Raw genomic sequence first — 18,411 nt, 5'->3', positions numbered from 1 at the left:
CGACTGAGAACGTGCGCAGCTGCATGCTCCGCGCTCAGCCGGCGAGGTAGCGGGCGTACGCGCCTGTCGTGAGGAACGGCGGGAACTCCTCGCCCAGCGCCACCTCGCGGAACAGGGCCGCGGCGTCCTCGAAGCGGTCGCGGGCGGACCGCGGGAGGCCGCGCAGGACGTCGCGCAGCACAGCCTCGCAGCGCACGCGGGTGATGGGCAGGCCGTCGTCCGTCGTCGTGCCGGACGCGACCCACTGCCACACCTGCGACCGGGAGATCTCGGCGGTGGCCGCGTCCTCCATGAGGTGGTCGATCGCCGCCGCGCCGGTGCCGCGCAGCCACGACTCGATGTAGCGCAGCCCCACGGACACGTTCGTCCGGAGCCCGGCCGCCGTGACGGTGGCGCCCCCGCGCCGCGCCGACGCGACGTCGAGCAGCTCCGCCTGGCCCACCACGACGTCGTCGCGCAGGCGGGCGACCTGGTTCTCGCGCTCGCCGAGCACCTCGTCGAACGCGCCGCGTGCCACCTCGACCAGGTCGGGGTGGGCCACCCAGGTGCCGTCGAAGCCGTCGTGGGCCTCGCGCGTCTTGTCGGCCCACACCTGCTCGACGGCGCGCTCGGTCACCTCGGGGGAGCGGCGGTCGGGGATGAAGGCGCTCATGCCGCCGATGGCGTGCGCCCCGCGCTTGTGGCACGTGGCGACGAGCAGCTCGGTGTACGCCCGCATGAACGGCGCGGTCATCGTGACCTGCGCGCGGTCCGGCAGCACGTACGACGACCCCCGCTTCCGGAAGCACTTGATCACGCTGAACAGGTAGTCCCAGCGGCCGGCGTTGAGGCCGGCGCAGTGGTCGCGCAGCTCGTAGAGGATCTCCTCCATCTCGAAGGCGGCGGGCAGCGTCTCGATGAGGACCGTCGCGCGGATCGTGCCCCGCGGGATGCCGAGCGCGTCCTGGGCCGCCTCGAACACCTCGTTCCACAGCCGCGCCTCGCGGTACCCCTCGAGCTTCGGCAGGTAGAAGTACGGTCCGCGCCCGCGGGAGACCAGCTCGTGGGCGTTGTGGAACAGGTACAGGCCGAAGTCGACCAGCGACCCCGACGCCGGCTGCGTCGACCCGTCGGGGCCGGTGTACGCCAGGTGCGACTCGAACAGGTGCCACCCGCGGGGCCGGAACACGATGGTCGGAAGCTCGGTGAGGTCCGTCGACCGGAGCGCGTACTCCTTGCCCGCCGGGTTGGTGAACCTCAGCGTGCCGCGGATCGCGTCGTGCAGGGCGAGCTGCCCCTCCACGACGTTGCGCCACGTCGGGGACTGCGCGTCCTCGGCGTCGGCCAGCCAGCACCGGGCGCCCGAGTTGAGCGCGTTGATCGTCATCTTCGGGTCCGTCGGGCCCGTGATCTCCACGCGGCGGTCGCTCAGCCCCGGAGCCCCGGCCGCGCCCGCCACCCGCCAGGACGGGTCGTCGCGCACGGGCCGGGTGGCGGGGTGGAAGTCCGGGTCCTCGCCGTCGGCGACGCTCCGCATCCGCCGCTGCCGCTCCAGCAGCAGCGCGGTGCGGTCGTCGGCGAACCGGTCGTGCAGCATCGCCAGGAACGCCAGCGCCTCCGGGGTGAGGATCTCCTCGTCGCGCGCCTCCAGCGGGGCGGTGACGGTGAGGTGCCCCTCCGCGAGCGACGTCCCGCCCCAGACGAACGGGTCGGGCGCCGTGTCGGCGAGAGGCGTCGCCGTGGTCGGGCTGGTGGTGGGGGGAGCGAGCGTGGTCATGACGTGCCTCCGGGCGGGTCGTCGGCGAGATAGAGAGGGGGATCCGCCGAGATAGAGAGCCTGGATCGCCGAGATAGAGAGGGGCGGGCGACGAGATAGATCGAACTCTCTATCTCGGCGATGCGCCCTCTCTATCTCGCCGGGCTCTCTGTCTCGCGGTCAGAACTGTGCGGCCTCGGTGGAGCCCGCGAGCGCGAGGGTGGCGGCGTCGGGGTTGAGCGCCGTTGACACGCGGTCGAAGTAGCCGGTGCCGACCTCGCGCTGGTGCTTGGTCGCGGTGTAACCGCGCTCCTCGGCGGCGAATTCGGCCTCCTGCAGCCGCACGTAGGCGGACATCTGCTCGCGGGCGTAGCCGTGGGCGAGGTCGAACATCGAGTAGTTGAGGGCGTGGAAGCCGGCCAGGGTGATGAACTGGAAGCGGAAGCCCATGGCGCCCAGCTCGCGCTGGAACCTCGCGATCGTGTCGTCGTCCAGGTGCTTCTTCCAGTTGAACGACGGCGAGCAGTTGTACGCCAGCATCTGGTCCGGGAAGTCGGCCTTGACGGCCTCCGCGAACGTCCGCGCGAGCTCGAGGTCCGGGGTGCCGGTCTCCATCCAGATGAGGTCGGCGTACGGGGCGTAGGCCTTGGCCCGCGCGATGCACGGCTCGACGCCGTTGCGCACCTCGTAGAAGCCCTCGCCCGTGCGACCGCCGGTGAGGAACGGACGGTCGCGCTCGTCGACGTCGGACGTGATCAGCGTGGCTGCCTCGGCGTCGGTGCGGGCGATGACGACGCTCGGCACGTCGGAGACGTCGGCCGCGAGGCGTGCCGCGTTGAGGGTGCGCACGTGCTGCTGGGTGGGGATGAGCACCTTGCCGCCCAGGTGGCCGCACTTCTTCTCGCTCGCGAGCTGGTCCTCCCAGTGCACGCCCGCGGCGCCCGACGCGATCATCGACCGCATCAGCTCGTACGCGTTGAGCGGGCCGCCGAAGCCGGCCTCGGCGTCCGCGACGATCGGGGCGAGCCAGTCGCGCGTCGGGGCGCCGTTCTCGGAGACGTCGATCTGGTCGGCGCGCAGCAGCGCGTTGTTGATGCGGCGCACGACGGCGGGCACGGAGTTCGCCGGGTAGAGGGACTGGTCGGGGTAGGTCTGGCCCGCGAGGTTCGCGTCGCCGGCCACCTGCCAGCCCGAGAGGTAGATGGCCTGGAGACCGGCCTTCACCTGCTGCACGGCCTGGTTGCCGGTCAGCGCGCCGAGCGCGTTGATGAAGTCCTCCTCGTGCAGCTGGCGCCACAGCCGCTCGGCGCCGCGGCGGGCCAGGGTGAACTCCTCGCCGACCGACCCGCGCAGCGCGACGACGTCCTCCGCGGTGTAGTCACGGCTGATGCCGTCCCAGCGCGGGTCGGCGGCCCACTGCTCGGCGAGCTGTGCGGCCGTCTGGGCCTGGTCGCCGGCGCGGGTGGTGCTGCGGGAGTCGAGGATGGCGGTCATATCGAGCCTCTTTCGTGTGTCTCGGTCGTCGGTGGCGGTGCCGATGACCACGACCCTCGCGCGCCCCGCCACCCCGCGGCCAGGAAATCTGAGGAGAAATTCCGGCGTTCTTCTCCTGGACGGAAGGTGTGGCACGTGTCACCCTCGAGCATGGCCATCTCGACCGATTCCGCGCCCGGTACCCGGGACGACGCCACGCTGCCGCGCGGCATCCCCATCAGCCAGGAGGCGGACGCCCTCACGATCGGCCGCCGCATCCGGCACCTGCGCACCCGCCGCGGCATGACCCTGGAGCAGCTCGGAGAGGCCATCGGACGTGCGCCGTCGCAGGTCTCCATGCTCGAGAACGGCAAGCGCGAACCCACGATCGCGCGCCTGCAGGCCGTGGCCCGCGCCCTCGGCGCCACGGTCGAGGACCTGCTCTCGGCCGAGCCGCCGTCGCACCGCGACGCCCTGGAGATCGAGCTGGAGCGCGTGCAAAGGGGCTCGCTCTTCTCCGCGCTGGGTGTGCGCCCTGTGAAGGTGGGCAAGTCCCTCCCGTCGGACGCGCTCGAGGCGATCGTCGGGCTGCAGCGCGAGCTGGAGCGGCTGCACTCCGAGCGCGCGCTGACACCCGAGGAGGCGCGCCGGGCCAACACCGAGCTGCGCGCGGACATGCGCGCGCAGGACAACTACTTCCCCGACCTGGAGATCGTCGCGCGCGGGCTGCTCGACGACGTCGGGCACGGGCGAGGACCGCTGCCGCAGCGCGCGGTGGGGGAGCTCGCCGCCCACCTCGGCTTCTCGATCCACTACGAGCCGGACCTGCCGCAGTCCACGCGCGCCGTCATCGACCAGCTCCACCGCCGGGTCTACCTGCCGAGCAACGGGATCCGCGGCCGGTCCGAGGCGCGCTCGGCGGTGCTCCAGGCCCTCGCCTCGCACGTGCTGGAGCACGCAGAGCCGCGCGACTACCGCGAGTTCCTGCGCCAGCGCGTCGAGGCCAACTACCTGTGCGCGGCGCTGCTGGTGCCGGAGCGGGAGGCGGTCAAGCAGCTGCGCGAGGCCAAGGAGCGGCGGTCGATCTCGCTGGAGGACCTGCGCGACGCGTTCGCCGTCTCCTACGAGACGGTGGCCCACCGCTTCACGAACCTGGCGACCCGGCACCTGGGCATCCCGGTGCACTTCATGAAGGTCCACGAGTCGGGGTCGATCCACAAGGCGTACGAGAACGACGGCGTGCGGTTCCCCGCCGACCCGCTGGGCACCGTGGAGGGGCAGCACGTGTGTCGCCACTGGACCGCCCGCGTGGTGTTCGGCATCGCCGACCGGCTCAGCCCGTACTACCAGTACACCGACACCCCGACCGGCACGTACTGGTGCACCTCGCGCGTGCAGGACACGCCCGACGGGCGGTTCTCCGTGAGTGTCGGCGTGCCGTACGCGCAGGTCAAGTGGTTCCTGGGCCGGGAGACGACGGCGCGCAGCACGTCGCGCTGCCCCGACGAGAGCTGCTGCCGGCGGCCGGCCGAGCCGCTCGCCCGCCGCTGGGTCGGGCACGCGTTCCCGAGCGCCCGCCCGCACGCCTCGATGCTCGCGGCCATGCCGTCGGGTGCGTTCCCCGGCGTCGACACCACCGAGGTCTACGAGTTCCTGGAGCGGCACGCACCGGCAGACGCATGACGCCTGTGCTCAGTCGTGCCAGGCGCCGACCCACTCGTCCCAGCTCGGGCCGTCGCCGAGCCCGACGTCGTCGCGCGCCCCTGCCCGCAGGCCGGCCAGGACGAGCCGGAGGTAGCGCAGGTGCAGGGCGTCCGCCTCGGCGCGGGGGAAGGGGAGCGTCGGGCGCAGGTGCAGCAGCAGCTGCATGACGTCGGCGGTGGTGAAGCCCTCGGGCAGCAGGCCCGCCGCGCGGTCGTGCGCGATCAGCCGCCCGAGCCCCGCGTGCAGCTCGGCGGTGGCGGCCGCGAGGTCCTTCGGCAGCGGGCCGGTCGCACCCGTCGGGCGCAGGATCGGGCCGCTGGCGCCCGTGATCTGCCGTGTCAGGAACGCCCCCACCGCGCCGTCGCCCGCCTGCTCCGGAGCCGTCGCCGCGAACTCGTCGGCGACCTCGGCGGCGAGGCGGGCGGCCTGGCGCACGCCGTGCACGCGCAGCGCCTCCACCAGCGCCTCCTTGGTGGGGTAGCGGCGGTACACCGAGCCGACGCCGACGCCGGCGTGGCGCGCGACGTCGGCCATGGACGCGCCGTGCCCCTGGGCCGCGAACACCTCGCGGGCGGCGGCCAGCACCGCCGTGTCGTTGGCGCGGGCCTCTCGCTTGCGGCCGGGCAGCGGCCGGTCGGCGCGCTCGTCGGCGGGGACGTCGGGGGAGGGCATGGGCACACGGTAGCCCGCGACACGGTGCTAGGGTGAATCGGAACGGTGATTCCGTTCCGATTCGTCTTCCCGCCCGTCGGCCCGCGCGACGAGGCGCAGCCACCCTCACCACGAGAGCGAGCCCACCCGTGCCTCCGACCCGCCCTGCCCCCGACCCTGCCCCCGACCATGCCCCCGATCGGCCGACCGAGGGCACCGTCGTCCGCCACCCCGGCCGCGCGACCTTCGCGCTGAGCGCCGCCGTCCTGGCGTTCTCGCTGATGCAGACGCTCGTCGTGCCCGCCCTGCCGACGCTGGGCCGGGAGCTCGGCGCCACCGCCCAGGGGACCGGCTGGATCCTCACGGCGTTCCTGCTCGCCGGGGCGGTCTTCGCGCCCGTCGTCGGCAACCTCGGCGACCGGTTCGGCCACCGCCGCGTGCTGCTCGGCACCGTCGTCGTGTTCGCAGCGGCGACGCTCCTGGCGGCCGCCGCACCGACGCTCGGCGTGCTGCTCGTGGCGCGCGTGGTGCAGGGCGTGAGCACCGCGACGTTCCCGCTCGCGCTGGCGATCGCCCGGTCCGCGCTGGCGGGGCCGCGGCTCGCGGCCGCGTTCGGCTGGATCCCCGGCATGATCGGCCTCGGCGCGGGCGCGGCCCTCGTGGTGGGCGGCGTGGTCGTCGACGCCCTGGGCTGGCGTTGGCTGTTCGTCCTGGGCGCCGTGCTGATCCTCGGCTCGGGCGCGCTCGTCGCGGCCTGGGTGCCGCGCGGTGGCGCGCCCGCCGTGCAGCGCCGGACGGACTGGCCCGGCATCGCTCTGCTCGCGGGCGGCCTCGTGGGCGTGCTGCTCGCCGTCTCGCAGGGCGGCTCGTGGGGCTGGACCTCGGCGCGGACGGTCGTCGTCGGCGTGGCCGGCCTCGTGCTGCTCGCCGGGCTCGTCCTCGTCGAGCGGCGCACGGACGCGCCCGTGGTCGACGTGCGCACCTTCCGCCACGGGCCGATCGTGCTCGTCAGCCTGCTGACGGTGGCCGTGGGCTTCGTGCCCTACGTCTGCTACGTCGCCCTGCCGCTGCTCATGCAGGCGCCCGCCGGCACCGGGTACGGCCACGGGATGAGCGTGACGGTGTCCGGCCTGGCGATGCTCCCCAGCGCCGTCCTCGTCTTCCTCGGCGGGCGCGCGACACCGGCGCTCGTGCGCCGGGTCGGCCCTGGCGGCACGGGGGCTGTCGCGGCGGCCGTGATGCTTCTCGGCGCGGTGGGGCTGGCGCTGTGGCCGGCGACGCCGTGGGCGGTCGTGGTGGCCTTCTCCGTGCTCGGCCTGGGCAACGGGATCGGGTACGCGATCTGCGCCCAGCTCGTCGTCTCCTGGTCGCCGCCCACGGAGACCGGCGCCGCGACCGGGCTGAACAGCGTGGTGCGGACCGTCGGCTCGGCGGCAGCGGCGCCCGTCGTCACCGCGCTCCTCGCGGCCGGCACGGCCGACCCCGCCGCCGCCTACTCCTCCGCGTTCTGGGTCGCGGCGGCGGCGAGCGTCGTCGGCGTGCTGGTCGCCCTCGCCCTCGCGGTCCGTTCCCGCCGGGTCGCCTGAGGTCGTCCGGCGGGCCGGCGGTCACGCGACGGCCGCGTCGGCGTCCCGGCGGTCGAGGGCGAGCGTGACGGGCGCGCCGGTCGCCGCCACGACGTCGTCGACGGCGACGCCCGGCGCCAGCTCGCGGAGCACGAAGCCGTCGGGCGTGACGTCGAGCACCGCGAGGTCGGTGATGACGCGGTGCACCACGCCTCGCCCCGTGAGGGGGAGCGTGCACTCCGGCAGGAGCTTGGGGGACCCGTCCTTGGCGGAGTGCTCCATGAGCACGATCACGCGCCGCGCGCCGTGCACCAGGTCCATCGCGCCGCCGGGCCCCTTGACCGTCCTGCCGGGGATCATCCAGTTGGCGAGGTCGCCGGCGGCGCTGACCTGCATGCCGCCGAGGACGGCCGCGTCGATCTTGCCCCCGCGGATCATGCCGAAGCTGGTCGCCGAGTCGAACACGGAGGCGCCGGGCAGCAGCGTGACCGTCTCCTTGCCGGCATTGATCAGGTCAGGGTCCACGTCGGCGTCGGAGGGATAGGGGCCGACGCCGAGCAGGCCGTTCTCGGACTGGAGCACGAGGTGACGGCCGGCGGGCACGTGGTTCGGCACGAGCGTCGGCAGCCCGATGCCCAGGTTCACGTACCAGCCGTCGGCCAGCTCCGCCGCCGCGCGCGCGGCCATCTCGTCGCGGGTGAGCGGCACGGCTCAGCCCTCCTTCGTCGTCGCGGTCGGCATGGCGGTCGCCGGTGTCGTGGTGCGCTTCTCGATCCGCTTCTCGCCCCCGGGCACGTGCACCACGCGGTGCACGAAGACGCCGGGCAGGTGCACGTCGTCCGGGTCGATCTCGCCGGGCTCGACGAGCTCCTCCACCTGGGCGACGCACACGCGGCCCGCCATGGCGGCCAGCGGCGAGAAGTTCCGGGCGGAGCGGTGGAAGACGAGGTTGCCGTGCCGGTCGCCCCGCGCGGCGTGCACCAGGGCGTAGTCGGTCGTGATCGCCTCCTCGAGCACGAAGTCGGCGCTCGTGCCGTCCGCAGCCGTGAAGGCGCGGACCTCCTTGCGCGGCGAGGCGACGGCGACGCCGCCGGCGCCGTCGTACCGCCGCGGCAGGCCGCCGTCGGCCACCTGCGTGCCGACGCCGGTCCGCGTCCAGAACGCCGCGATCCCGGAACCGCCCGCGCGCAGCTGCTCGGCGAGCGTGCCCGGCGGCGTGAGGACCAGCTCGAGCTCGCCCGCCAGGAACTGCCGCTCGAACTCCCTGTTCTCGCCCACGTAGGAGCTGGTCATCCGGCGGATGCGCCCGGCGCCCAGCAGCAGGCCCAGGCCCCAGTCGTCGACGCCGCAGTTGTTGCTCACCACGGACAGGCCCGTGGTGCCGCGGGCGAGGAGTGCCTCGATCAGCGCGACCGGGTTGCCGGACAGCCCGAAGCCGCCGACGGCGAGCGAGGCGCCGTCGGGGACGTCCGCGACGGCGTCGACCGCCGTCGCGACGGTCTTGTCGAGACCGGTCATCGTGCGCTCCATCCGCCGTCGATCGTCCACGAGGCGCCGGTGACCATCGAGGCGTCCGGCCCGGTGAGCCACCCGACCAGCGACGCGACCTCCTCCGGCTCCACCAGGCGTTTCACGGCCGGCTCGGCGAGCATCACCTGCGCCAGCACGTCCGCCTCGGAGATGCCGTGCACGGCGGCCTGGTCGGCGACCTGCTTCTCGACGAGCGGCGTGCGCACGTAGCCCGGGTTCACGCAGACGCTGGTGACCCCGTGCGGCCCGCCCTCGAGCGCCACCGTCTTGGACAGGCCCTCGAGCCCGTGCTTCGCGGACACGTACGCCGACTTGAACGGCGACGCGACGAGCCCGTGCACGGACGAGACGTTGACGACCCGCCCCCAGCCGCGGGCGTACATGTGGGGCAGCGCCGCCCGCACCAGCAGGAACGGCGCCTCGAGCATGAGGCGGTGGACGAGCCGGAAGTCGTCGGGCGCGAAGTCCTCGACCGGGCTGACCCGCTGGACGCCGGCGTTGTTCACGAGCACGTCGACGTCGAGCCGCAGGTCGTCGAGGGCGCGGGTGTCGGCGAGGTCGACGACCCACGCCTCGCCGCCGAGCTCGTCGGCGAGACGCTTCGCGCCGTCGGGCTCCACGTCCGCGACGACCACGTGGGCGCCGCGCGCGGCCAGCTCGCGAGCGCAGGCCGCGCCGATGCCGGACGCGCCGCCGGTGACCAGGGCCCGGCGCCCGGCGAGCGCGGGCCCGCCGGGCGCCGGGCGAGCGGTACCGCCCGTCATGCGACCGCCCCGGCGGCGGCGCGGTCGCGGGCGTCGAGGTCGCGCAGGGAGATGCCACGGGTCTCGCGCATGCTCAGCACGGCCACGGTCGTGATCGCGCCGGCCACCAGCAGGTACACGGCGGTGGGCCACCACGAGCCGGTGGTCTTGAGCCAGGTCGTGGCGAGGATCGGGGCCAGGGAGCCCGCCACGATCGACGTCACCTGGTACGAGATGGACACCCCCGAGTACCGCATCCGGGTCGGGAACATCTCGGCCATGATGGCCGGCTGCCCGGCGTACGTGAGGGCGTGGAACAGCAGGCCCACCATGATGACCACCAGCGCCACGACCGTGCTCCTCGTGCCGAACGCGGGGAACGCCCACAGGCCCCAGGTGCCGCCGAGGACCGCCCCCGCGAGGTACACCGGCTTGCGCCCGAGTCGGTCGGCCAGGCGCCCGACCCAGAGGATCACGACGAAGTGGAACGCGTGCGCGATCGCGACGACGCCGAGGATCGACGCCGTGTCCATGCCCAGCCCGGTGCCGAGGTAGACGATCGAGAAGCTCACCACCAGGTAGTACATGATGTTCTCCGCGAACCGCAGGCCCATGCCGGTGAGCACGCCGCGGGGGTACCGCCGGACGACGTCACGGACGCCGTAGCCCGACGTCTTGCCCTCCTCGAGCTCGGCCTTCGCCTCCTCGAAGATCGGCGCGTCCGTGATGGTCGTGCGGATCCAGTAGCCGACGAGCACGACGACGGCCGACAGCCAGAAGGCGACGCGCCAGCCCCACGAGAGGAACGCGGCGTCGGACAGCGTGGTGGACATGACCCACAGCACGGCGGTGGCGAGCAGGTTGCCCACCGGGACGGCGGCCTGCGGCCACGCGGCCCACCGGGCACGGCTGCTGTCGGGCGCGTGCTCCGCCACGAGCAGGACGGCGCCGCCCCACTCGCCGCCCAGCGCGATGCCCTGCACGAAGCGCAGCAGCACGAGGAGCGCCGGCGCGGCGAGGCCGATCGCGTCGTAGCTCGGCAGGCAGCCCATGAGCACGGTCGCGGCGCCGATCATCATGATCGTCACCTGCAGGGTGTGCTTGCGGCCCAGCTTGTCGCCGAGGTGGCCGAAGACCACGCCGCCCAGCGGGCGGGCGAGGAAGCCGATCGCGTACGTGACGAAGGCGGCGATGATGCCGTCGTACTCGTTGCCCATGGCGGGCATCAGCACCTTGTCGAAGACGAGCGCCGCGGCGGTCGCGTAGAGGAAGAAGTCGTACCACTCGACGACCGTGCCGGCCATCGAGGCGGACACGATCCTGGTGAGCAGCGAGCGGTCGCTGCCGCCGTCGCCCGTGCCGTGCGTCGCGCCGTCCGGCGCCGTGTTCTGGCCCGCGGCCATGGTTCCTCCGTGTCGTCGTTGACACCGTGGCGGTCGCCACCTGACGCCGAGGATGCTGCCGGGCGCAGACGTGTGCGCGCAACGACCAACCGAGCACGCGTGGTGTGCACGGATGCAGATCGGGCGCGGCGGGCAGTAGGGTGCCGGCGTGCCGACGACGCCGCCCTCGCCCGACCAGCTCCTCGTGCTGCTCGAGGTCGCCCGCACCGGCCGGTACACGACCGCGGCCGAGGTGCTCGGCGTCAACCACACGACCGTCGCGCGCAACGTGGCCGCGCTCGAGCGCGCGCTCGGCGGCCGGGTCCTGGTGCGCGGCGCCGACGGCTGGGAGCTCACCGGGCTGGGGGAGCGCGCTGCCCGTGCCGCCGAGGCCGTCGCGGCAGCGGTCGCCGGCCTGGCCGCCCCGGACGGCGAGCCCGACCCGGTCACGGGCGTCGTGCGGATGACGGCGACCGACGGGTTCAGCGCGTACGTCGCGTCGCCGGCCGTGGCCGCGCTGCGCCGCCGCCACCCGGACCTGTCCGTCGAGCTGGTCACCGTCACCCGGCACGCCACGCAGCACCGCTCCGGCGTCGACGTGGAGGTCGTGGTCGGCGAGCCCCAGGTGGGCCGGGCCAAGGCGGCGCGGCTCGGCGACTACGAGCTCGGCATGTACGCCTCGCGGGACTACCTCGCCCGCCGCGGCGTCCCGGCGTCGGCCGCTGACCTGGCGGACCACGGGCTGGTCTACTTCGTGAACTCGATGCTCCAGGTGGACGCCCTCGACGCCCCGCGGCGCCTGGTGCCGGGGATGCGCGACGCGCTCACGTCCACCAACGTCTTCGTGCACGTCGAGGCCACCCGGGCGGGCGCGGGCGTGGGGTTCCTGCCGTGCTTCATGGCCGACCGGCACGCCGACCTGGTGCGGCTGCTCCCGGGCGAGGTGCGCGACCGGCTGCCCTACTGGGCCGTCGTGCACCCGGAGTCCTGGCGCCGGCCCGCCGTCGCCGCGCTGCTGGGGGCGCTGCGCGAGCAGGTGGAGCGCAGCCGCGACCTGCTGCGCGGCAGCCCGGCGCGCGACGCCTGACCCCGGCCCGACCGGGGCGGCTCAGGGTTCCCCCAGGGTCGAACCGGGGGCACACCCCATGGTGGCGGGCGGCCCCGACGCCGGAGGGTGGGAGGCATGATCGACGCGATCGCCTCGCTCTGGGGGCAGCTGGAGAGCACGCTGTTCGCGCTCGTGTCCTCCGCCTGGGCGTTCCCCGCCCTGTTCGGGGCGACCGCGGCAGACGGCTTCTTCCCGCCCGTGCCCGGCGAGACCGTGATCATCATGATGGCGGTGGGCGCCGAGACCGGGCAGGCGGTGAACCTCGCGCTCGTGATCCTCGTCGCGGCCCTCGGCGCCTGGTGCGGCGACCAGATCGCCTACGCCCTCGGCCGCGCGCTCGGCACGTCCCGGGTCCCCTTCCTGCGGGGCCCGCGCGGTCAGCGTGCCGTGGCCTGGGCAGCGCGCTCCTTCGAGCGGCGCGGCGCGTCCGTCGTCCTCGGGGCGCGGTTCGTGCCCGTGGGACGGATGGCGGTCAACGTCACCGCCGGCGCGGTCGGGTTCTCGCGGCGCCGCTTCATGGGGCTGTCGGCCGTCGCGTCCCTCGCGTGGGCGACGTGGTCCGTGCTCCTCGGGGTGGTGGCCGCCCAGCCGCTGGGCGACCACCCGCTGCTCGCCGTCGCCGTCGGGATCGTCGTGGGCACGGTGCTCGGGTTCGTCGTCGACCGGGCCCTCACGGCCTGGGCCGCCCGCGGACGCCGCGCCGCTCCGGCGGCGCGGACGGCACCGCGGGCGGTCGCCGTGGCGCAGCGGGAGCCGGCGCTCGCGGCGGCCAGCGCCCCGCGGATCCCCGCCCGCGGAGCGGCCGCCCTCAGTGCTCCTTGCGGTCCTTCTCGTCCCCGATGAAGTCGGTGACGGCGTCGTCGATGTCGTCACGGTTCATGTCGGAGGTGCGTGCCTGACGGGCGTCCCACCGAAGCATGAGCGCCCCGAGGATTGCGGCGATGACGGAGGCGATGAGGATCGCCGACTTCGCGCCGAGGGTGTGCTCGGACTCGTGGCCGAAGGAGAGCTCCGAGATCAGCAGGGAGACGGTGAACCCGATCCCGGCGAGCAGCGCGACCGGCAGGAGGTCGCGCACGCCGATGCCCTGTGCGAGCCGCAGCGGGGTCACGCGGGTGACGAGCCAGGTGGTGCCGAGCACGCCCAGAAGCTTGCCGACGACCAGCCCGCAGACGATGGCGAGGACCACGGGCTGGCCCAGGATCTCGGCGACGCCGCCACCGTCGCGCAGGTCCACGCCTGCGGCGAAGAACGCGAAGATCGGCAGCGCCAGCCCCTGCGACCAGGGCTTGACCGCGTGCTCGTAGCGCTGCGTGCGGCTGATCTCCTCGCCGTGCGTGGGGCGCGCCGCCACGGTGAAGCCCATGAGCACGCCGGCGACCGTGGCGTGCACCCCGGACGCGTGCATGAAGGCCCAGCCGACGACGAACAGGGGGATCAGCAGCCACCAGCGAGGCTTGCGGGAGCGCACGTACCAGCCGAAGACGGCGATCACGACCAGCGCCGCCGCGAGGTACCCGAACTGCAGGTCGTCCGTGTAGAAGACGGCGATGACGATGATCGCCAGCAGGTCGTCGACGACCGCCAGCGTGAGCAGGAACGTACGGATCGCGACGGGCAGGCCCTTGCCGAAGACGGCGAGCACGGCGAGCGCGAAGGCGATGTCGGTGGCGGTGGGGATCGCCCAGCCCTCCAGCGCCCCGGAGTCGCCCAGCGTGACGACCAGCACCGAGTAGATGATCGCGGGGACCGCCATGCCGCCGACGGCGGCGATCATCGGCACCCCCGCCTCCTTGGGACTGCGGAGGCTGCCCGCGACGAACTCGTGCTTGAGCTCGAGGCCTACCACGAAGAAGAAGATCGCCAGCAGACCGTCTGCAGCCCACGCGGCGACGGTGAGGTCGAGGTGGATGTGCAGCGGACCCAGGTACGCGAACCCGAGGACCGTCTCCGACAGGTCGAGGTACCACTGGCGCCAGCCGGAGTTCGCGAGCACCAGCGCGACGAGCGCGGCGCCGATGAGGAGCGCGCCGCCGGTCGTCTCGCGCGAGACGAAGCGGCTCAGGCGGGCGGGGAAGGACGGCGCGGTGACGTCGGTGCTCATGGGCTCCCTGTCGGGTAGGGGTCGTCGTGGGTCACCGGCGTCCCAGCCGGTGCCACCGACCAGACTTCCCGGCTCACCGCGGGCCAGCCTAACGTCCGTCGGGCCGTCCGCGTGCCGGTGCCCGTCATGAGGCGTCGTGGGCCATCGTCACCAGCCTGGAGAAGGTGTTCCAGTTCCGCGCGGTGGTCCAGGTGCCCGCGGCCCTGTCGACCAGCCCGGGGGTGAGCTTCGACCGGCCGATGCCCGCCACGTAGTCCACGTAGAGCACGCCGTCGACGACGGCGAAGCGTTCGGGCCGCCCCTCGGCGAGCCGCGCGAGGGCATCGGCGTCCACGGGCTCGGGGGAGACGTGCACCTGCACGTGGGACGGGTGGTCGGCCACGGCGTCGGGGAACGGGTCGGCGGCGAGGACGGCGGCCGCGCGCTCCGCCGTCAGCGCGACGACGCGCAGGTCGCCTTCGAGGCGGTCGGCCAGCGCGGCCGCGACGCGCCCGGCGACGTCGCCGTCGTCCGCCGCCCCGACGGCCACGAGGTTGCCGCTGTTGGCGTAGGTCCGGGCGTCGGCCAGGCCCGCCGCGGCGGCGGCCTCGCGCAGGTCGGCGGAGGTCACGCGACGGGAACCGCCGACGTTCACGCCGCGCAGCAGCACGACCCAGGCCGTCGCGTCGTCGCCGGCAGGCGTGGGGGGCGTCGAGGGCTTCGGGGTCACGGCACCATGGTGCTCGCCCTTCCTGCCCGCGTCGCGGCGGGGTCCGGCGCGTGAACGGCGGGTGACAACTTCCCGACCCGCCGACGTGGGGGTGGTGGCGCGAATCACAGCGTCGTAGTTTGGCGGCAGGGACGGTGTCCAGCCGTCCTCGGGGAGGCCAGCCGATGGGGTTCACGCTCCGTGCGGGAGGGCCGGCTCCGGCCCGGCGCCGCACGGCGCCCCCGGGGCGGCCGCCCGTCCACCTGGAGGGAGCTCGCCGTGGCCCGAACTGCACCCGTCCCTGAGCGCGACACCGTCGACGACCCGGACGGCACCACCCCCCGCACGTTCGTCGTCGACACGTCCGTGCTGTTGTCCGACCCGCGGGCGATCCACCGCTTCGCCGAGCACGACGTCGTCCTGCCGGTCGTCGTCATCACGGAGCTGGAGGCCAAGCGGCACCACGCCGAGCTCGGCTACTTCGCGCGCAGCGCGCTGCGGATGCTCGACGAGCTGCGCCTCAAGCACGGCCGTCTCGATGCGCCCATCCCGGTGGGCGAGGCGGGCGGCACGCTGCGGGTGGAGCTCAACCACACCGATCCGCAGGTGCTGCCCGCCGGGTTCCGGCTCGGCGACAACGACACCCGGATCCTCTCGGTCGCGGCGAACCTCGCGGCCGAGGGCTGCGACGTCACCGTGGTCTCCAAGGACCTGCCGATGCGGGTCAAGGCGTCGGCCGTGGGCCTGCGCGCGGAGGAGTACCGCCACGAGCTCGCCGTCGACTCGGGCTGGACGGGGATGCGCGAGATCGACGTCGCCGACGAGCAGGTGGGCACCCTGTACGAGGGCGGCGAGGTGGAGCTGGCCGCCCTGGACCCGGCGGTCGTCGAGGCCGCCTCGCCGCTGCTGTGCCACACCGGGCTGGTGATCCACTCGCCAGGCGGGTCGGCCCTCGGGCGGGTCACGGCCGACAAGACGGTCCGGCTCGTGCGCGGGGACCAGGACGTCTTCGGCGTGCACGGCCGTTCTGCGGAGCAGCGCATCGCCATCGACCTGCTGCTGGACCCGGAGGTCGGGATCCTGTCGCTCGGCGGGCGCGCCGGTACCGGCAAGTCGGCGCTGGCGCTGTGCGCCGGCCTGGAGGCGGTGCTCGAGCGCGGGCAGCACCGCAAGGTGATCGTGTTCCGCCCGTTGTACGCGGTGGGCGGGCAGGAGCTCGGCTACCTGCCCGGATCCGAGTCCGAGAAGATGAATCCCTGGGCGCAGGCGGTCTACGACACGCTCGGCGCGCTCGTCTCGCCCGACGTCGTCGACGAGGTGATCGACCGCGAGATGCTCGAGGTGCTGCCGCTGACCCACATCCGCGGGCGCTCGCTGCACGACGCGTTCGTCATCGTGGACGAGGCCCAGTCCCTCGAGCGGAACGTGCTCCTCACGGTGCTGTCCCGCATCGGGCAGGACTCGCGCGTGGTCCTCACGCACGACGTCGCGCAGCGCGACAACCTGCGGGTCGGCCGGCACGACGGCGTCGCCGCCGTGATCGAGGCGATGAAGGGGCATCCGCTGTTCGCGCACGTGACCCTCACACGCTCCGAGCGGTCGCCCGTCGCGGCGCTGGTCACCGAGATGCTGGAGTCGCTGGAGATCTGACCCGGCCGCCGGTCGAGCCTGTCGAGACCCGGGGACGTGGTGTCGACAGGTTCAACCGGCGGTGCGGCGGCGCGGGTGCACCAGGACGACGGCGAGCACCCCCACCACGGCGCCGAGCACGGTGTCGAGGGCGCGCGACGCCGCGATCCCGGCCGGGTCGACCGACCCGCCGAGGGACGTCATCAGCAGCGCCATCGGCGTGATGGTGAGCATCGCCAGGCCGTAGTGGCGGCCGACGACGACCTCCGTGACGACCTGCAGCACCACGACGACGACGCAGGTCGCGGCGAAGGACAGGTGCGCCGCGAGCAGCGGCCAGGCGAGCAGGGCGCCGAGCACCGTGCCGCCCCCGCGCTGCAGCGCGCGGACCACGGCGTGGTGCGTGCTCGCTCCCTGCAGGGTGGCCGTGGCGCCGAGCTGCGCCCACGCGGGGTGGCTCAGCCCGGCGGCGAGCGTGCCCGCGCCGGCGACGACGCTCGCCAGCACCACGCGGACCCCGGCGAGGCGCCAGCCGGGGACGCGCCAGCCGGCGCGGACGTCGTCGCGCAGGCGGCGACGCGGCGGCAGGGCCTCGGCGGGCGCCCCGCCCGAGCCGTGGCCGGGGGCCCCGGGCTCGAGTGCCGCATCGACAGCGGCGAGCTCGGCGGCGAGCACCCGCGCGGTGTCCCGGGTGCGCCGGCGGGACAGGTCGTCCGCCAGCACCTCGCGGGCCCGGGCGACGGAGGCCGACGCGGCCCGCGCGGCGCCGGGGGCGTCGGGTCCGGCGTCGAGCGACGTCCGCACCGCGTCCGCGGCCCGGCGGACGGCCAGGCGGGCCGGCGCGCTCGGGCGCACGAGCCAGCCGCTCATCCCGACGAGCCAGGCGACCGCGGCGCCGAGCGTGAAGGCGACGCCACGCTCGGCGACGTCGGCCCACGCCAGGGGGCCGACCATGCCGCCCGCCGCGGCGAAGACGACGATGCTTGCCCCGGGCGGCCCGGTGCGGACCAGGGTGCACAGGGCGGTGGCCACGCCGGCCACCAGGGCCACGACCACGAGGACGACGAGGGTCGGCGCGCCGGCGGCGGTGAGGGAGGCCGTGAGCAGGAAGGCCACGACGAACACGGCGGAGACGCCGGCCAGCAGGGACGCGCGCCGCCGGTACGGCTCGTACCGGCCGTACAGGATGACGAGCGCACCCAGGGAGGCGAAGGCCGCCAGGTCGGTGCGGCCGACGGCGGCGCTCAGCGCGAGGACGACGGCGGCCGCGGCGCCGACGCGCAGGGCGGCCGCGAGCGTCGCGTCGGCGGGGTTGATGCGCAGCGCCGCGCGCAGGTGGGCAGGGTCGAGGACGTCGCGGGCGCTCGTCAGGACCGGGGAGGAGGTGGGAGGCATTGCCGACGATGATAGTTCACAGGTAAATCATCATGGAAGTAGTTGCGGTGTGACCTCTATCCTGTCGCCGTGGACTACATCGAGCGCGTGCGCGCGCAGTGGGCCGAGCGGCTCCCCGCCGTCGACACGTCCCCGGCCGACGTGGGCGCGCGGGTGCGCCGGATCGCCGCCCTGCTGGAGGCCGAGGTGTCCGACGACCTCGCCGCCCGCGACGTCACGCGGGCCGAGCTCGACGTCCTCACCGCGCTGCGCCGGTCCGGGCGCCCGCTGCGCGCCGGCGAGATCACCACGATGACGGGCTCGCCCGGGGCGTCGATCACCAAGCGCCTGGACCGGCTGGAGCGCGCCGGCCTGGTGGGACGTGCCGTGCACGAGCGCGACAAGCGCGGCGTGCTCGTGGCGCTGACCGAGGAGGGGGAGGCGCTCGTCGACGAGCTGTTCCCCCGGCAGATCGAGCACGAGCGCGCGGCCCTGGCGGACCTGTCCGGGGCGGAGCGGGCCGAGCTCGGCCGGCTGCTCGCCGTCGTCCTGCGTCGCCTGGACCCGAAGGACTACTGATCGCGGGGAGGCGCCGCACGTCTCAGGTGGAACCCCCCAGCCCCGCGCCCCGAGGGGCGCCTCCCCGCGTACGCCGACAGTAGCAGGTGAGGTTAGCCTTACCAACCCCGAGCTCAGGATGCGGTCGCTTCCCGGGAGACGCCGAC

At 74.4% G+C, this 18,411-nt stretch carries 16 protein-coding genes; 6 read left to right on the top strand and 10 right to left on the bottom strand.

From position 1 onward, the window contains the following. Positions 1 to 34: 34 nt before the first annotated feature. Entirely contained in the window at positions 35 to 1,756 is a 1,722-nt protein-coding gene (aceB, locus tag ACQP6G_RS02490) for a malate synthase A (RefSeq protein ID WP_429762587.1), read from the bottom strand. Positions 1,757 to 1,915: 159 nt separating this feature from the next. Next, positions 1,916 to 3,229 carry an isocitrate lyase gene (aceA, locus tag ACQP6G_RS02485; protein WP_429762586.1) on the bottom strand — a complete coding sequence of 438 codons (1,314 nt, stop codon included), beginning with the start codon at positions 3,227 to 3,229 and terminating at the stop codon, positions 1,916 to 1,918. 150 nt (positions 3,230 to 3,379) lie between these two features. On the opposite strand from aceA, the gene ACQP6G_RS02480 reads away from it, so the two are divergent. Then, positions 3,380 to 4,891: a helix-turn-helix domain-containing protein gene (locus ACQP6G_RS02480; protein ID WP_429762585.1), complete on the top strand. Its 1,512-nt coding sequence runs from the start codon at positions 3,380 to 3,382 to the stop codon at positions 4,889 to 4,891. Between the two features lie 9 nt (positions 4,892 to 4,900). Here ACQP6G_RS02480 and ACQP6G_RS02475 read toward each other — a convergent pair whose 3' ends face one another. Then, a complete protein-coding gene (locus ACQP6G_RS02475; protein ID WP_429762584.1) occupies positions 4,901 to 5,584 on the bottom strand; it encodes a TetR/AcrR family transcriptional regulator in 684 nt (227 codons plus the stop codon). Between the two features lie 128 nt (positions 5,585 to 5,712). On the opposite strand from ACQP6G_RS02475, the gene ACQP6G_RS02470 reads away from it, so the two are divergent. Continuing rightward, entirely contained in the window at positions 5,713 to 7,149 is a 1,437-nt protein-coding gene (locus ACQP6G_RS02470) for an MFS transporter (protein WP_429762582.1), read from the top strand. Between the two features lie 21 nt (positions 7,150 to 7,170). Here ACQP6G_RS02470 and ACQP6G_RS02465 read toward each other — a convergent pair whose 3' ends face one another. Genes ACQP6G_RS02465 through ACQP6G_RS02450 form a run of 4 tightly spaced genes read right to left on the bottom strand, consistent with a single transcriptional unit; the run spans position 7,171 to position 10,804 of the window. Continuing rightward, on the bottom strand, positions 7,171 to 7,836 hold the full coding sequence (locus ACQP6G_RS02465; RefSeq protein ID WP_429762581.1) for a 3-oxoacid CoA-transferase subunit B: 666 nt from the start codon (positions 7,834 to 7,836) through the stop codon (positions 7,171 to 7,173). A gap of 3 nt (positions 7,837 to 7,839) precedes the next feature. Then, on the bottom strand, positions 7,840 to 8,646 hold the full coding sequence (locus ACQP6G_RS02460; RefSeq protein WP_429762580.1) for a CoA transferase subunit A: 807 nt from the start codon (positions 8,644 to 8,646) through the stop codon (positions 7,840 to 7,842). Continuing rightward, positions 8,643 to 9,422, bottom strand: coding sequence for a 3-hydroxybutyrate dehydrogenase (locus tag ACQP6G_RS02455; protein ID WP_429762579.1), 780 nt, complete (start codon positions 9,420 to 9,422; stop codon positions 8,643 to 8,645). The genes ACQP6G_RS02460 and ACQP6G_RS02455 overlap by 4 nt, the downstream gene beginning before the upstream one ends. Continuing rightward, entirely contained in the window at positions 9,419 to 10,804 is a 1,386-nt protein-coding gene (locus tag ACQP6G_RS02450; RefSeq protein ID WP_429762578.1) for an MFS transporter, read from the bottom strand. The genes ACQP6G_RS02455 and ACQP6G_RS02450 overlap by 4 nt, the downstream gene beginning before the upstream one ends. Before the next feature lie 148 nt (positions 10,805 to 10,952). On the opposite strand from ACQP6G_RS02450, the gene ACQP6G_RS02445 reads away from it, so the two are divergent. Together ACQP6G_RS02445 and ACQP6G_RS02440 are read left to right on the top strand one after the other, a co-directional pair. Beyond that, positions 10,953 to 11,870 (top strand): LysR family transcriptional regulator, encoded by a 918-nt coding sequence (locus tag ACQP6G_RS02445; protein ID WP_429762577.1) that lies wholly within the window; start codon positions 10,953 to 10,955, stop codon positions 11,868 to 11,870. 96 nt (positions 11,871 to 11,966) lie between these two features. Further along, the gene (locus ACQP6G_RS02440; RefSeq protein WP_429762576.1) at positions 11,967 to 12,734 is read left to right on the top strand and encodes a DedA family protein; all 768 of its coding nucleotides are present in this window, start codon (positions 11,967 to 11,969) and stop codon (positions 12,732 to 12,734) included. Here the strand turns inward: ACQP6G_RS02440 and nhaA are convergent. After that, positions 12,700 to 13,995 carry a Na+/H+ antiporter NhaA gene (nhaA, locus tag ACQP6G_RS02435; protein WP_429762575.1) on the bottom strand — a complete coding sequence of 432 codons (1,296 nt, stop codon included), beginning with the start codon at positions 13,993 to 13,995 and terminating at the stop codon, positions 12,700 to 12,702. The two genes, ACQP6G_RS02440 and nhaA, sit on opposite strands and share 35 nt — an antisense overlap. Positions 13,996 to 14,119: 124 nt before the next feature. Then, positions 14,120 to 14,704, bottom strand: a complete 585-nt coding sequence (locus tag ACQP6G_RS02430) for a DUF1697 domain-containing protein (RefSeq protein ID WP_429762574.1) — start codon at positions 14,702 to 14,704, stop codon at positions 14,120 to 14,122. Between the two features lie 345 nt (positions 14,705 to 15,049). On the opposite strand from ACQP6G_RS02430, the gene phoH2 reads away from it, so the two are divergent. Continuing rightward, positions 15,050 to 16,333 (top strand): RNA 5'-3' helicase PhoH2, encoded by a 1,284-nt coding sequence (gene phoH2 / locus ACQP6G_RS02425; RefSeq protein WP_429762694.1) that lies wholly within the window; start codon positions 15,050 to 15,052, stop codon positions 16,331 to 16,333. A 51-nt stretch (positions 16,334 to 16,384) separates the two neighbouring features. Here the strand turns inward: phoH2 and ACQP6G_RS02420 are convergent, their stop codons facing one another. Next, positions 16,385 to 17,707: an FUSC family protein gene (locus ACQP6G_RS02420; RefSeq protein ID WP_429762573.1), complete on the bottom strand. Its 1,323-nt coding sequence runs from the start codon at positions 17,705 to 17,707 to the stop codon at positions 16,385 to 16,387. A 69-nt stretch (positions 17,708 to 17,776) separates the two neighbouring features. On the opposite strand from ACQP6G_RS02420, the gene ACQP6G_RS02415 reads away from it, so the two are divergent. Further along, entirely contained in the window at positions 17,777 to 18,265 is a 489-nt protein-coding gene (locus ACQP6G_RS02415) for a MarR family winged helix-turn-helix transcriptional regulator (protein WP_429762572.1), read from the top strand. Positions 18,266 to 18,411 lie beyond the last annotated feature (146 nt).

Origin of the sequence: Isoptericola nanjingensis, from assembly GCF_050311635.1 — a bacterium.
Taxonomy (GTDB): Bacteria; Actinomycetota; Actinomycetes; order Actinomycetales; family Cellulomonadaceae; genus Isoptericola; species Isoptericola nanjingensis.
The sequence above is the reverse complement of the archived record's forward strand: the minus strand, read 5'-3'. Positions and strand labels throughout refer to the sequence as shown.